The organism is Microbacterium sp. CJ77, from assembly GCF_002911615.1.
GTDB lineage: Bacteria > Actinomycetota > Actinomycetes > Actinomycetales > Microbacteriaceae > Microbacterium.
This window is the reverse complement of record NZ_PQBR01000023.1, coordinates 324,483-338,204: the sequence shown is the minus strand read 5'-3', so window position 1 is coordinate 338,204 and position 13,722 is coordinate 324,483. Positions and strand designations below refer to the sequence as shown.

Sequence of the window (13,722 nt, the reverse complement as noted above, 5' to 3'; positions counted from 1 at the left end):
ACGCAAAGCGGCGCTCGATCGGTGAGGAACGAGATCGCCGGCGATGCCGGATGGTCGGGATGCGTGAGGTTAGGCTTAGCTAACTCGATGCGGTTCCGACGGTAGAGGATCGACTCAGGTTTCGTCAAGATTTAGGTTAGCCTTGCCTAATGCGACGCTTCATCTCCCTCCTGCTCGTCGCCGCCGTCGCCGGCCTATCGGGGTGCGCGGTCGTCGGGGCCGAGGCATCCGACACCTGCGTCCACGCCGACGCCCCTCTTTCCTCACTGAACCTCACCGAGGACGTCCGCACGACCACGGGAGGGTCCACCGCCTGCCTCTCGACCCGCGGCGTGGTGCCGATCGAGGATGCGACGGCGCCCGAGCTCCCGGTGACCGTCACGGACGCCGAGGGGCGCGAGGTCCAGATCACCGACGTCGGCCGCATCCTGCCCATCGACATCTCGGGCACGATCGCGGCGACCGTCTTCGGCCTCGGACTCGGTGGAAATGTCGTCGGGCGCGACCTGTCGACGGGGTTCGCGGGCACGGAAGGCCTGCCCGTCGTGACGAAGAGCGGGCACACCCTGAACGCCGAGGCGATCCTCGAGTTGGCTCCCAGCATCGTGCTGACCGACACGTCGATCGGCCCGAAAGAGGTTCGCCAGCAGTTGCGCGAGGCGGGCATCCCCGTGGTCGTCGTCTCGTCCGAGCGTCGCGTCGACACCGTCGACGACCTCGTGACCGAGATCGCGGCAGCCCTCGGTGTGCCCTCGCGAGGTGCGGCCCTGGCAGCGCGCCTCTCCACCGAGGTCGACGAAGCCCGGGCCGAGATCGCGGCCATCGCGCCGACCGAAACGGGCAACCGTGCGCGGATGATGTTCCTCTATGTCCGTGGGAACGCGAACATCTACTACATCTTCGGACGCGATTCGGGGGCCGACTCGCTCATCGATGCCGTGGGCGGCATAGACGTCGCCGCCGAGATCGGCTGGGAGGGCATGAAGCCCATGACGGCCGAGGCCCTGGTCGCGGCACAGCCCGATGTGCTCGTGATGATGACGGGCGGTCTCGCCTCGGTCGGCGGAATCGATGGCCTCATCGAGCGCATTCCGGCGCTCGCCCAGACTCCCGCCGGTCAGCACCGCCGGGTCGTCGACATGGCCGACACCGAGATCCTCAGCTTCGGCCCGCGCAGCGCCCAGATCATCCGCGCCCTCGCTCGCGCCGTCTACGCCCCGGCCGACTCCCCCACCCCCATCGCGGCATCACCGGGCGCGACGCGGTGACCTCGACCAGCGCCGGCGCAGAGAGCGCCGGCACGGAGGTGGTGCTGCCGACGCCCTCCACCAACCGCCGCCTGCGATTCCTGATCATGACGATCGCCCTGGTCGGCGCACTCGTCGTGACGATCGTCGTCTCGCTCGGTGCGGGCCAGTTCGCCGTCTCGCCGACCGAGGTGGTGGGCATCCTGCTCCGCGCGGTCGGCATCAACACGACCTGGGCGCCGGAAGCACCCACCGCAACGGGCGTGCTGCTCGACATCCGGCTGCCGCGCATCGTGATGGGCCTGCTCGTCGGGGCCGCGCTCGCGGTGTCGGGCGTGCTGATGCAGGCGATCTTCGGCAATCCGCTGGCCGATGCGGCGGTGGTCGGCGTCTCGTCGGGTGCGGCACTCGGCGCGGCCACGAGCCTGACGTTCGGGCTGACGATCTTCGGGCTGTGGACGACGCCCGCGTGGGCCTTCGCGGGCGGGTTGATCGCGGTCTTCTCGGTCTACCTGATCAGCCGATCGGGTGGCAGAACCGAGGTCGTGACACTGCTGCTGACGGGCATAGCGATCAACGCGATCGCCGGGGCCGGACTGGCGTTCCTGACGTTCGTCGGCACGACGTCGACCCGCGAGCAGATCGTCTTCTGGCAGCTCGGCAGCCTGAACGGCGCGCTCTGGCAGAACATCGCGCTGATCGTGCCACTCATCGTCGTCGGCGTTGCGGTCGGCGTCGGCGTCGCCCGTCGCCTCGACCTGTTCGCACTCGGCGAGCGCACCGCCCGGCACCTCGGCGTGCACGTCGAACTGCTGCGCATCGGTGTCATCATCACGGTCGCCCTGCTGGTGTGCGCCGCCGTCGCCTTCGCGGGCATCATCGGCTTCGTCGGACTGGTCGTGCCGCATCTCATGCGCATGGCGATCGGTCCCGCGCACCTGCCGCTCGTCATCACCAGCGCGCTCGGCGGCGCCTTGCTGCTGGCCCTCGCGGACCTCGTCGCGCGCACGGCCGTACCCCTGGCCGACCTGCCGATCGGCATGATCACGTCGCTCGTCGGCGGGCCCTTTTTCCTGTGGCTGCTCGTGCGCACGCGCAAACGGGCCGGAGGCTGGGGATGACCGGGCGCGCGGATGAGCCGCGGATCGCTGCATCCGGCGTCCGCGTGATGCCGGATGCCTCGGGCCGACCGATCCTCGACGGCGCCGCCATCGAGGTCCGGGCGGGCGAGGTACACGCCCTGGTCGGACCGAACGGCGCGGGCAAGTCCACGCTGTTCGGCGTGCTCGCGGGTGACGTCACGCCCACCGCGGGCACCGTCGTTCTCGACGGGACCGACCTGCGTCGGCATTCACCCCGCGAACTCTCGCGGCTTCGGGCCGTGCTGCTGCAACAGAACGCCGTGAGCTTTCCGTTCTCGGTCTCCGAGGTCGTGCGGATGGGCCGCGCACCGTGGGCACGCACCGCCGACGAGGCGGACGACGACGCACGGGTGACGGAGGCGATGCGCGCGACCGAGATCGAAGGGCTCGCGGATCGCACGGTGACTTCACTCTCGGGCGGCGAGCGCGCCCGGGTCGCACTCGCCCGTGTGCTCGCCCAGACCACGGGCATCCTGCTGCTCGATGAACCGACCGCCGCCCTCGACCTCAAACACCAAGAGGACGTGCTGCGGGTCGTGCGCGACCGCGCTCGGGCGGGCGACGCGGTCGCCATCGTCCTGCACGACCTCAATGCCGCGCTCGCCAACGCCGACCGCGTCACGCTGCTCGATGGCGGACGCGTGGTGGCCTCGGGGGCGCCGGAAGACGTCCTCACAGCGGAAAGGGTCGCCGCGGTCTATCGGCAGGCCGTCGACGTTTTCCCCCACCCGATCACGGGGGTGCCGCTGGTCGTTCCGCGACGCTGAGGGGCCGCGGGATGTGCGCAGCGAGGCTCAGGGGTTGAGAGGCAGCAGGTTGGCGAGGTCGGCCCGGCTTCCGGAGGCATGCACCCGACCGGATGCCACGGCAGCGGGCCACGACTCGGCTCCGGTCGCGAGGGCGATCCAGGTGGCGGCATCCGTCTCCACGACGTTCGGCGGCGTGCCGCGCGTGTGCCGGGGTCCCTGCACGACCTGCACCGCGCCGAACGGCGGGACCCGCACCTCGACCGTGTTGCCCGGCGCCTTCTCGGTCAGCAGCTGCAGCAGATAGCGAACGGCGGTGGCGAGGTCGGTGCGGGCGGGCGTTTCGGCGGCGCGCACGGCGGCGAGTGCGGCGCGACCCGCCTCGGTGGTGATGGCGCGCGGCATGTGTCCACGGTAGCCCCTGCACAACGTCGCAGATTCGTGCGGCACGACGACGATCGGGCGCCAGAAGGGGGTTGCGCCAGCGGGCTTGCGACGTTGTGCACGGCTGCCGTGTGTGACAGGCGTCGATAGGCTGGCGACGTGAGAATCCTCGTCCTCGGTTCCGGTGCCCGCGAGCACGCCATCATCCTGTCGCTGCGGTCGGAAGACGCGGGGCACGAGATCTTCGCGGCCCCCGGTAACGCGGGCATCGCGCGCGACGCGACGATCGTCGCCGTCGACCCCGTCGATCCCGGCGCGGTCACCGAGTTCGCGAACGACGAGGCCATCGACCTGGTCGTGATCGGGCCCGAAGCGCCTCTCGTCGCCGGAGTGGCGGACGCGCTGCGCGAACGCGGCATCCCCGTCTTCGGCCCCGGCCGTGCCGCGGCGCAGCTCGAGGGGTCGAAGGCCTTCGCCAAGCGGGTCATGGAGGCGGCCGGCGTGCCCACGGGACGCGCGCTCCACGCGCGGACGACCGACGAGGTCGCCGACGCCCTCGACGCGTTCGGCGCACCGTACGTCGTGAAGGCCGACGGACTGGCCGCCGGCAAGGGCGTGCTCGTCACGACCGACCGCGACGCCGCCCGCGCGCACGCCGATGCCTACCTGGTCGATGGTGCGGTGCTGATCGAAGAACACCTGTCCGGCCCCGAGGTCTCGCTCTTCTTCATCTCCGACGGCGACACCGTGCGGGCACTCAGCCCCGCGCAGGACTACAAGCGCGCCTTCGATGGCGACGCGGGCCCGAACACCGGCGGCATGGGTGCGTATTCACCTCTGCCGTGGCTGACCGAGCGCTTCGGCGGCGAGGCCGAGTTCGTCGAGCTGATCACCCGCGAGGTCGCGCTACCGGTCGTGAGACACCTGGATGCGGCAGGCACCCCGTTCATCGGACTGCTCTACGCCGGGCTCATCGTGACCGACGGCGGAGTGCGTGTCATCGAGTTCAACGCCCGCTTCGGCGACCCCGAGACACAGGTCGTGCTGCCGCGCCTCGTCAGCCCCCTCTCCGAACTGCTGATGGGCGCCGCCTCGGGCACGCTCGAGGACGTCGCGCCGCCTGCCTTCGCCGAGGCGGTCGCGATCACGGTCGTCGTCGCCAGCGAGGGTTACCCGGCAGCACCCGTGACAGGTCGACCGGTCGGCGGACTGGATGCCGCGGCGGCCGTCGACGGCGTGCACCTGGCCCACGCCGCCACGGCCCAGGACGGTGGCGGGCTCATCTCCACCGGCGGCCGCGTGGTGGATGTCGTCGCCCTCGGCACGACCTTCGCCGAGGCCCGCAAGCGCGCCTACGAAGCGGTCGATCTGATCGCGCTCGAGGGATCGCACCACCGCACCGACATCGCCGCGGGCATCATCGAGCGGTGAGCCCGCTCAGGGCGCCGGAGTCTCGCCCGCGCGCTCGACCATGACGCCGATCTGCGTTCGGTTTCGAACTCCGAGCTTTAACCGCGCCTGCTGAATGTGCGTCTTCACCGTCGACAGGGCGACATGCATAGCAGAAGCGATTTCGGCGTCTGTCGCTCCCGCGGCAACGAGCCGCGCCGCACCACGTTCACGCTCAGTCAGCGCTTCGAATTGGATAGCCGCCGCGCGCCGCGCCTCGGACCCGGAGTCCGAAGCCAATCGCTCTACGAGAGCGCGCGTATGGCGCGGTGAAAGGAACGCGTCGCCCCGCGCGACAGTCAGGATTGCCTCGGCGAGAGCGTCCGGGGCAGCATCTTTCAAGAGATAGCCGTAGGCGCCAGCGTCGAGCATCTGCTGCACCGTCTCCGCCGTGCCGATGCTCGTCATCGCGATGACGTCCGTGTCGACCTGATCGAGCAACGCACGAGTCGTGTCGACTCCGTCCATCCCCGGCATCTGAATGTCCATGAGCACGACGTCGGGACGACTCGCGCGCGCCACTTCCAACGCTTCGACGCCGCTCGCGGCTGCACCGACGACCTCGATATCGCCGCGCGGCTCGAGGATGCCCATCACCGCTGCCCGAACAAGGAAATCATCATCGACGACGACCACACGCACGGGGCGTTCCTGGTGGAGGGACACATCGCCACGATATCGCGTGGAGCGATCACTGCCATGGGAGGCTAACGTCGACGAGGAAGTGGCCCTCGTGCGGGCCTATCCATGCGGTACCCCCGACGGCCGCCGCACGCTCGCGAATTCCCGCAATGCCGACGCGTCCGCTCGACGAATGTGACGTCGACAGAACGAGTGCGTTGATAACGCGCACGCGGATGCCGCGCTCGGGCGCAGCATCCACCGTCACCGAGATCGTGGAACCCGTCGCATGCTTCATCGCGTTCGTCAGCGCCTCCTGGAGCACGCGGAAAGCGGCCGCGTCGCGCAGAGGATCTACTCTCTCGATGCTCTCGACGACGACATAGGCTTCGATCTGCTGTCCTGCGCTGCGGAGGTCAGCAAGCAGCTGACCCACCATCCGCATAGAGACGGGCCGAGCGAACGTCTCGCCCTGTTCGAGACGCAGTCCCCCCACGACTCCACGTACGTCCTCCAACGCTGCATGAGCTTGTCGGCGCACAAGTCGCGCCCACTCAGCAAGTGCAGGGTCGATTGGCGCCCCCGCAGCCTGTGACTCGAACGCCCCAGCAGCAAGCGCCATGGACGATAACCGGTGCCCCAGCGCGTCGTGAAGGTCACGCGCGATACGCTCGCGCTCCGATTGGCGAGCGAGCTGCTCGCCAAGCGCATCCGCGCGCTCGTGCAGCTGCTCGACCCGGACGCGGCTGAGGGACGCCTCTACCCGCGCACGCCGGTAGGCCACGAGCGCGGCCGTCACGCCGAGTGAAAACACTGCGACCGTCATGGACGTAATGCCCCACTTCGGATCGTTGCCGACTCCATCGCGTGCGAGCAACCAAGGGAAAGCATGCCCCCACCCGGTGAGCATCTCGCGGCCGACGAAGAACGCCACGGCAAGCGTGGTGACCGTGGAAATCAGAACTGTGCGCTGCGGGTAGCGCAGGAGAAGTCGGTAGGCGCCGATCAAGGCGAGCACGTACGACGTGCCGACCATCAGGAGGATGCCACCGGCAATCGCCACGACAATAGGCGCCCTGTCGCGGTAGAACACGGTGGCCCAGCAAGCGGCGGCCAGGAGTACCAGGAGAGTTCCCTGCGTGGTGAGCTTCGGGCTCGATTCTGACGCAGGTAAGAACTCGGCCGAGCCCGGGACGTTCATGACGCAGACCATGTCCAGCAGCAACCCGATAACGAAGATCGCCGTAGACCGTGATCGCCGCTTGAAGAGCGCCCATCGACGACCCTCGTGGCTCGCGACAATCGTCATGGGTTGAGCATAGGCACGGGCGGCCGCGTGTCGGCGACGCTTGAGAACTGGTCACTTTCGGCGCTCGAAAAGTGAACAGTTGCGGGCAGTCTAGCCAGGGGTTTCGTCGGTCGTGGTTCTGATGCTGGGGAGGCTGTCGATGCCTCTGCCGCGGAGTCGATAACTCGCGCCCTTCAACGTGAGCACGTCGGCGTGGTGGACGATCCGGTCGATCATGGCCGCCGCGACGGCTTGGTCTCCGAAGACACCGCCCCAGCCGGAGAACGGCAGGTTGGAGGTGAGGATCAGCGAGGCGTGTTCGTAGCGAGATGAGACGAGCTGAAAGAACAAGTTCGCGGCGTCTTGTTCGAACGGGAGGTAGCCGACTTCGTCGACGATGATCAGCCCGTAGCGGCGTAGCCGGGCGAGCTCTTGCGGGAGTCGGCCTTGACGATGGGCGTCGGTGAGGCGGGTGACCCAGTCCGTCGCCGTCGCGAACAGCACTCTATGTCCGTGCTTCGCGGCGACGATCCCGAGTGCGGTTGCGAGATGCGTCTTCCCCGTTCCTGGCGGGCCCAGGAGCACGACGTTCTGCGCTTCCAGCAGGAACCCTCCGGAGGCGAGGGCGGCGATCTGCTGACGCGCGGTCGGTTGCGCGTCCCAGTCGAAGTCCTCGAGCATCTTGCGGGCGGGGAACCCGGCAGCTTTGATCCGCAGCTCCGCTCCGGACGCGTTCCGCGCGGAGACTTCTCGTTCGAGGACGGCGGCGAGGTAGTCCTCAAACGACCAGCCCGCGTCCCGGGCTTGATCGGCCATCCGGCCGGCAGCTTCAGTGATCCGGGGCGCTTTCAGCGCACCGGCGAGATAGGTGATCTGCTTGACCGCGTCTGTCGTCTTGCTCGCGGCCATCAGCTGTTCTCCTGGTCGGTGACCAGCCCGAAGGCCCGATCGTAGTCGGCGAGGTCGCGGGTCAGCTCATCGCCGACCGCCGCGGCGCGGGGCGTCTGGAACTGTTTGCGGAGCCGGGCCGCGGTCTCCACGTGGACCGGGTCGGTGACCGTGGTGCCCCGCGCCCAAACCCTGGCGTGGTCAGCGACGATCCGCCCATCGGCGCGGACTTTCACGCGGTCAAGGTCGGCGGTGACGTCGACCATCCGGCCGATCACCGTCGGATCCACGGAGTAGTCGTTGGTGTCGAGGCGGACGTAGTAGTCCCGGCCGAGTCGGATGCTGTTGCGCCAGCCCAGATGGATCGGGATCGGCGGCAACGGCAGCATCGCGGCCCGGTCCGCGTCGAGCCGATCCACGGGAGCGACCCGGATCGTGCGGACGATGCGGGAGTTCGCCAGGTTCAGCCAGTCCGTGAACTGGGTGTTGAAGTCCGCTGGGGAGGTGAACGACCGGCCCGGCATGAACGAGGTCTCAAACCACCCGTTGCGGCGCTCGACAACACCCTTGGACTCCGGATCACGAGGAGGCAGCAGCACCAGCCTGGTCGCGAGGGTCCCCATGAACGCCGCGACGCCGGCGGCGGGTCGATGGCCTCGCCCGATGCCGCCCTCGTTGTCCCAGATCAGCCTGCGCGGGACCCTGCCGAGTTGCTGGATCAGCTCCCACGACGCCTGCAGCAGATCCTCCGTCGTCCGGGTCGGAATCATCCGACCGACCATGAACCTGGAATGCGCCGCAGTGATCACCAACACCGGCAACAACTTGGTCGTGCCGTCCTCGAGGGGGATCTTCTTCGGCGGGAACCAGAGATCACACTGCGCCGCATCGCCCGGATCCCACGTCAGCCGATCCGCCGGATCGATCGGCCGGAACTCCGGCCGCAGCCGCTTCACCCCCGCCCGGAACCACGTGATCGACCCTTCCCAACCGACCCGCTCCGCGAGCACCGTCGCCGGCATATCCGGGGTCTCCTTCAGCAGCGCCCGCACCCGTGGTTCGAACGCGACGAACGAAGACTCCGTCGGCGTTCGCTCATACTGCGGCGGCGAATCCGACCGGACCGCCTTCAACACCGTCGTCCTCGAGATCCCCAACCGCTCCGCGATGCGCGCCTTCGGCACGCCCTCCGCAGCCAGCCGTCGGATCAGCGCCCAGTCCTCCAAAGTGATCACTCTCCAATCGTCGAGTGTTCACTTTTCACCGCCGAAACTGACCAGTTTTCGAGCGCCGCCGACACCGCGGTCATCTTCCGTCGTCTGCGTCCATTTGACTGGGCGATCGACCAGGACACAGTGGCCGAAGGAGGGAGGTGACCGGCGCGCACGTCCCGTCATACTGGGGCCTGCGACCTACCGTTCGCATGCACCGTTCACCTACGGGCCCTTCGTCGGTTACCCAGGATGAGGATCACTCATGTCTTTCGACAACACACCGCCGCCCTCCGCGCCCCAGCTCCCGCCGACAGGCGGCCCTACGGCGCCCGGGGGCTATCCGCCACCGCCCGCGCTAGCGACACCGCCACCCTCGGGTGTAGCGTCCGCGAGCGACAAGTCCTTCATCGCGACCTGGTTGCTCTCATGGCTCCTAGGCATCTTGGGCGTTGATCGCTTCTACCTCGGCAAGGTCGGCACGGGCATCGCGAAGCTCGTAACACTCGGCGGACTAGGCATCTGGTATCTCATCGACCTGATCATCACCCTCACCGGGAATGCGACCGACAGGGAAGGCCGCAAAGTACGTGGGCGTGGGAAGGAGCCGATCATCGCATGGAGCGTGACTGGAGCCGTGTTCCTCATCGGACTGATCGGCAACATCGCGAACGGTGCAACCTCGCAAAGCCCCGTTCCCGCAACGTCGTCCGCCCTCGAGCAGGCGGACGAGAGTTCCGCACCGGCTGATACTCGCGCAGCAATACCAACGCTCACAGGCAAGACTGTCGCCGAGGCGCGGACTAGCGCAGAGGAAGCCGGCTTCATCCTCGTCGTCCCCGAAGGAACGGGCGACGACTGGACCGTCGTCTCGCAGAGCATCGCGGCGGGCAGCAAGGCTGACGCAAGCGCCGAGATCCCGGTTACGGCGGAGGCGCCGAAGCCTGTTCTGACCGTCGCACAGGAGAACGCTATAAAGAAGGCGAAGAACTACCTCGACTTCAGCGGGTTCTCGCGCTCGGGTCTGATCTCGCAGCTCGAGTACGAAGGGTTCTCGCCGGAAGACGCCGCATTCGCAGCCGACAACGTAGGGGCAGACTGGAACGCCGAGGCGGCAGAGAAGGCGAAGAGCTACATGGACATGACGGCTTTCTCCCGCGACGGGCTCTATGACCAGCTTGAATACGAAGGGTTCACCCCCGAGCAGATCGGCGCGGGCCTCGCCGCGGTCGGCTACTAGTTCCGTCGAAGCACGAAGGAAGGACCGTCTATGGAGCCTGGGGCGATGCTGACATGGACTCTCCAGCAAGAGATCCCCGTGCCTGCCGATGTCCTCCCCCTGCTCGTGCAGGGGGAGGAGGCAGTGGCCTCATTCAAGACATTCCGCGATTCAGCTACCTTCACGACGAGGCGATTGATCGTCCGTGATGCGCAGGGCATCACCGGCAAGAAGGTCGAGATCTACTCGCTGCCGTATGGCGCGATAAATATGTGGTCGTCAGAGAACGCAGGCACCCTCGATCTGAATTCCGAAGTCGAGTTATGGACGCGGGCGGGTCATATCAAGATCAAGCTGGCCCGGGGGGCAGACGTGCGCCGCATCGACAGCCTCATCGCGTGGGCGGTCCTCAGCAGCGGCGGTCGGTCCTGACACAAACGCGGGTGGGCGCGACCGCGGCGGCATGCTCGCCAGCGAGGGACCGCGGGTTCACCCACTCCGGACACCGCGTCCACGGGATAATGGTCGGGTGACCCCCACCTCCGATCTTCCCGGCTGGCGCCACGTCTACTCCGGAAAGGTGCGGGACCTCTACGTCCCGGCGGACACCCCCGAGGGTGCAAGCGCAGAGCGGATGCTGGTGGTCGCATCCGACCGCGTCAGCGCTTTCGACCACGTCCTGTCACCGGGCATCCCGGAGAAGGGCGAGCTGCTGACGACGCTGAGCCTGTGGTGGTTCGACCTGCTCGCGGGCGGCGACGGCGGCCCCGCGGTGCCGAACCACCTCGCCCCCGACACGGCGCTCTCGGACGACGACGAGCCGGTGCGCCTCATCCCGGCCGCGGTCGCGGGACGCGCCATGCTCGTACGCCGACTCGACATGCTGCCGATCGAGTGCGTCGTCCGCGGATACCTGACGGGGTCGGGGTGGGCGGAGTATCGCGAGGCCGGCACCGTCTGCGGCATCCCCCTGCCTTCAGGTCTCCAGAACGGCGATCGCCTGCCCGAGCCGATCTTCACACCGGCGTTCAAGGCCGAACTCGGTGAACACGACGAGAACATCAGCTTCGAGCGCACGATTGAACTGGTCGGCGAGGACTCGGCCACGGCGCTCCGCGACGCCTCGCTCGAGATCTACGAGCGCGCCGCCCGCCGCGCCGCCGCGCACGGTCTGATCCTCGCCGACACGAAGTTCGAGTTCGGCACCGACGCCGAGGGCGTGCTGCGCCTCGCGGACGAAGTCCTCACGAGCGACTCGTCGCGCTACTGGGATGCCGAAGCGTGGGCGCGCGGGGGCACCCCGAACGAGCGGATGGCGAGCTTCGACAAGCAGATCGTGCGCGACTGGCTCGCGGCGAACTGGGACCGGACGGGCGAACCCCCGGAGCTCCCCGACGAGATCGTCGTGCGCACGGCCGACCGCTACCGCGAGCTGCTCGATCGCCTGACCGGCGGACGCTAGGCGCTGGACGTCGCGGCACGCGGGGAATGCGCGAGACGGACCATCCGTTGCATATTCACATGAATACGAAATCCGGCGCTCGACCGAGTCGCATCGCCGCGGACACCGCGATGGGGCCGGTCACCCTTCGGGTCGGCGACCTCGACGCGATGACGCGGTTCTACCGCGATGTGATCACACTCCAGGTGCTCCGAGCCGAGGGCGACGAGGTCACGCTCGGCCGCGCGGGTCACGAGATCCTCGTGCTGCAGCACTCTCCCGGGCTGCGCGCCGCGCCCCCGCGATCCGCGGGGCTGTACCACGTGGCGATCCTGTTCGAGTCGCAGTCAGCACTCGCCGCGTCGCTCTACAGCGTGGCGCGCAACGCCCCCGGCACGTTCACCGGCAGCGCCGATCACATCGTCAGCAAGGCGTTCCACCTCACCGACCCGGAGGGGAACGGCGTCGAGCTGTACTGGGACCGCGCGCGCACCGAGTGGTCGTGGGTGCACGGACAGATCGAGATGGCGACACTCGCGCTCGACCCGAACGAGTTCCTGCGCGCCCACCTGACCGAGGACGCGCTCGCCGGCTCGACAGCGGGAGACCCGGCGAGCGTCGGGCACGTCCACCTCTCCGTCGGCGACGTGGACACCGCACAGGAGTTCTACGTCGACCGGCTGGGCTTCGACACCACGATCCGCCTCGGCGATCAGGCGCTGTTCGTCAGCGCAGGCGGATACCACCACCACATGGCGATGAACGTGTGGGGGTCGAGGGGCGCAGGCCGGCGCGGTCCCGCGCTGGGCCTCGGCCGTATCGACCTGTCCCTCCCCCACGCGGACGCGCTGGGCGAGCTCACGCAGCGGCTGGACCACTACGCGACACCCGTGCGCGACGACGGACGGACGATCAGTTTCGAGGACCCCTGGGGCAACGCACTTCACGCCACCGTTGCGGAGACCTGAGACCGGGTCTCAGCGGGCGGGTGCCGCCGGAAGCACCGAGTCGCGGACCACGAGTTCGGTGTTGAGCACGGTTACGCGTGGCGGGTCGCGGTCGGCGAGCAGATCCAGCAGCACGTCGGCCATCCGTTCCCCCTGCGTGAACGACGGCTGGCGCATGGTCGTGAGCTGGGGCGATACCGACGTCGCCACCGGTGAGTCGTCGAAGCCGACGATCGCCATGTCCTCGGGAACCCGGATGCCTGCCCGCGCCAGAATCGCGAGCGCACCACGCGCCATCAGGTCGCTCGCGATGAACAGCGCCTCGGGGCGTTCGGGCGCGGCGAGAATCCGCTCCATCGCGAGCGCTCCCCCATCCGCCGTGAAGTTTCCGTCCTCGATGCGCCCGGGTTCGAGCCCTGCCGCGTCGAGCGCTTGACGAAACCCCTCGAGCCGGTCGACACCTGCAGGCATCGTCAAAGGACCGCCGATCATGGCGATCCTGCGGTACCCCCGCCCGATGAGGAACTCGGCGACCTCCCGCCCGCCACGCACATTGTCGACATCGACGTAGTAGTCGCGCTCCCGGGCGCGCACGGGCCGTCCGCCGAAGACCACCGGCACGGCCGCGGCGATGCGGTCGATGAAGGTGTCGCTCGTATGGTGCGACACGATGATCGCCCCGTCGACGCTGCCGCTGCGCAGATAGCTGGTCGTCTTGTCTCCCGGATCGTCGCTGGCGATGAACAGGTTCAGCACGTAGTCGGACCTGTTGATGCGGGAGTTGATGCCCGAAACGATCGCCGCGAAGAAGGGGTCGCCGAAGAATCGGGTCGTCTCTTCGGGAACGACCAGCGCGATCGCATGGGTCTGCCGCGTCGCGAGCGACCGAGCGGCGCGGTTGGGCACGTAGTTCAGGTCGGAGATGGCACGATTCACCGCCTCGAGCGCCGCCGGACTGACCGACGTCGAGCCGTTCACGACACGCGATACGGTCGATCTCGAGACACCGGCTACAGCCGCGACCTCTTCGATCGTGACGGTTCCATTCGCGGAGCGAGTTCCACTGGCAGAGCGGGTCCCGTCGGCGGAACGAGGCTCGTTGGCAGGGCGAGTCCCGATGTCGACCATGTCGTGCCTTC

The 13,722-nt window shown here is 68.3% G+C and carries 14 protein-coding genes; 8 read left to right on the top strand and 6 right to left on the bottom strand.

All coding sequences use genetic code 11. The features are described from left to right. The first annotated feature begins 149 nt into the window (after window positions 1-149). The 3 genes from C2868_RS13490 to C2868_RS13480 all read left to right on the top strand — a co-directional run bounded on the left by C2868_RS13490 (window position 150) and on the right by C2868_RS13480 (window position 3,156). Window positions 150-1,268 (top strand): hemin ABC transporter substrate-binding protein, encoded by a 1,119-nt coding sequence (locus tag C2868_RS13490; RefSeq protein ID WP_100812643.1) that lies wholly within the window; start codon window positions 150-152, stop codon window positions 1,266-1,268. An 86-nt stretch (window positions 1,269-1,354) separates the two neighbouring features. Beyond that, window positions 1,355-2,368: an iron ABC transporter permease gene (locus C2868_RS13485; protein ID WP_100812848.1), complete on the top strand. Its 1,014-nt coding sequence runs from the start codon at window positions 1,355-1,357 to the stop codon at window positions 2,366-2,368. Then, a complete protein-coding gene (locus tag C2868_RS13480) occupies window positions 2,365-3,156 on the top strand; it encodes a heme ABC transporter ATP-binding protein (RefSeq protein ID WP_100812642.1) in 792 nt (263 codons plus the stop codon). The genes C2868_RS13485 and C2868_RS13480 overlap by 4 nt, the downstream gene beginning before the upstream one ends. A gap of 27 nt (window positions 3,157-3,183) precedes the next feature. On the opposite strand, the gene C2868_RS13475 is transcribed toward C2868_RS13480, so the two are convergent. Beyond that, a complete protein-coding gene (locus C2868_RS13475; RefSeq protein ID WP_100812641.1) occupies window positions 3,184-3,540 on the bottom strand; it encodes a sterol carrier family protein in 357 nt (118 codons plus the stop codon). Window positions 3,541-3,678: 138 nt separating this feature from the next. Here C2868_RS13475 and purD point away from each other — a divergent pair, with 138 nt between their 5' ends. Then, a complete protein-coding gene (gene purD / locus C2868_RS13470; RefSeq protein WP_100812640.1) occupies window positions 3,679-4,950 on the top strand; it encodes a phosphoribosylamine--glycine ligase in 1,272 nt (423 codons plus the stop codon). A 6-nt stretch (window positions 4,951-4,956) separates the two neighbouring features. On the opposite strand, the gene C2868_RS13465 is transcribed toward purD, so the two are convergent. The 4 genes from C2868_RS13465 to istA all read right to left on the bottom strand — a co-directional run bounded on the left by C2868_RS13465 (window position 4,957) and on the right by istA (window position 9,000). Continuing rightward, a complete protein-coding gene (locus tag C2868_RS13465) occupies window positions 4,957-5,634 on the bottom strand; it encodes a response regulator transcription factor (protein WP_198519631.1) in 678 nt (225 codons plus the stop codon). Window positions 5,635-5,659: 25 nt separating this feature from the next. Further along, the gene (locus C2868_RS13460) at window positions 5,660-6,898 is read right to left on the bottom strand and encodes a sensor histidine kinase (RefSeq protein ID WP_103663493.1); all 1,239 of its coding nucleotides are present in this window, start codon (window positions 6,896-6,898) and stop codon (window positions 5,660-5,662) included. A 90-nt stretch (window positions 6,899-6,988) separates the two neighbouring features. Then, window positions 6,989-7,786, bottom strand: coding sequence for an IS21-like element helper ATPase IstB (gene istB, locus C2868_RS13455; protein WP_103663125.1), 798 nt, complete (start codon window positions 7,784-7,786; stop codon window positions 6,989-6,991). Then, on the bottom strand, window positions 7,786-9,000 hold the full coding sequence (gene istA / locus C2868_RS13450) for an IS21 family transposase (protein ID WP_103663492.1): 1,215 nt from the start codon (window positions 8,998-9,000) through the stop codon (window positions 7,786-7,788). Before istA ends, istB begins: the two co-directional genes overlap by 1 nt. A 421-nt stretch (window positions 9,001-9,421) precedes the next feature. On the opposite strand from istA, the gene C2868_RS17595 reads away from it, so the two are divergent. The 4 genes from C2868_RS17595 (at window position 9,422) to C2868_RS13425 (ending at window position 12,604) form a co-directional block, all read left to right on the top strand. Continuing rightward, entirely contained in the window at window positions 9,422-10,216 is a 795-nt protein-coding gene (locus C2868_RS17595; RefSeq protein WP_232711375.1) for an Ltp family lipoprotein, read from the top strand. Between the two features lie 30 nt (window positions 10,217-10,246). Continuing rightward, complete coding sequence (locus tag C2868_RS13435; RefSeq protein ID WP_100812638.1) at window positions 10,247-10,627, top strand: PH domain-containing protein; 381 nt, start codon at window positions 10,247-10,249, stop codon at window positions 10,625-10,627. Window positions 10,628-10,724: 97 nt separating this feature from the next. Next, window positions 10,725-11,657, top strand: a complete 933-nt coding sequence (locus tag C2868_RS13430) for a phosphoribosylaminoimidazolesuccinocarboxamide synthase (RefSeq protein WP_308455399.1) — start codon at window positions 10,725-10,727, stop codon at window positions 11,655-11,657. A gap of 59 nt (window positions 11,658-11,716) precedes the next feature. Next, window positions 11,717-12,604, top strand: coding sequence for a VOC family protein (locus C2868_RS13425; protein WP_103663528.1), 888 nt, complete (start codon window positions 11,717-11,719; stop codon window positions 12,602-12,604). Window positions 12,605-12,613: 9 nt separating this feature from the next. Here C2868_RS13425 and C2868_RS13420 read toward each other — a convergent pair whose 3' ends face one another. Further along, window positions 12,614-13,711, bottom strand: coding sequence for a LacI family DNA-binding transcriptional regulator (locus tag C2868_RS13420; RefSeq protein WP_100812636.1), 1,098 nt, complete (start codon window positions 13,709-13,711; stop codon window positions 12,614-12,616). Between the last annotated feature and the right edge of the window lie 11 nt (window positions 13,712-13,722).

What these genes read in the sequence shown, in the direction of transcription:
- istB (WP_103663125.1), bottom strand. Translation starts at nt 7,786, where the DNA reads ATGGCCGCGAGCAAGACGACAGACGCGGTCAAGCAGATCACCTATCTC.
- C2868_RS13425 (WP_103663528.1), top strand. Translation starts at nt 11,717, where the DNA reads ATGAATACGAAATCCGGCGCTCGACCGAGTCGCATCGCCGCGGACACC.
- C2868_RS13490 (WP_100812643.1), top strand. Translation starts at nt 150, where the DNA reads ATGCGACGCTTCATCTCCCTCCTGCTCGTCGCCGCCGTCGCCGGCCTA.
- C2868_RS13460 (WP_103663493.1), bottom strand. Translation starts at nt 6,898, where the DNA reads ATGACGATTGTCGCGAGCCACGAGGGTCGTCGATGGGCGCTCTTCAAG.
- C2868_RS13485 (WP_100812848.1), top strand. Translation starts at nt 1,355, where the DNA reads ATGACGATCGCCCTGGTCGGCGCACTCGTCGTGACGATCGTCGTCTCG.
- C2868_RS13420 (WP_100812636.1), bottom strand. Translation starts at nt 13,711, where the DNA reads ATGGTCGACATCGGGACTCGCCCTGCCAACGAGCCTCGTTCCGCCGAC.
- C2868_RS13480 (WP_100812642.1), top strand. Translation starts at nt 2,365, where the DNA reads ATGACCGGGCGCGCGGATGAGCCGCGGATCGCTGCATCCGGCGTCCGC.
- C2868_RS13435 (WP_100812638.1), top strand. Translation starts at nt 10,247, where the DNA reads ATGGAGCCTGGGGCGATGCTGACATGGACTCTCCAGCAAGAGATCCCC.
- C2868_RS13475 (WP_100812641.1), bottom strand. Translation starts at nt 3,540, where the DNA reads ATGCCGCGCGCCATCACCACCGAGGCGGGTCGCGCCGCACTCGCCGCC.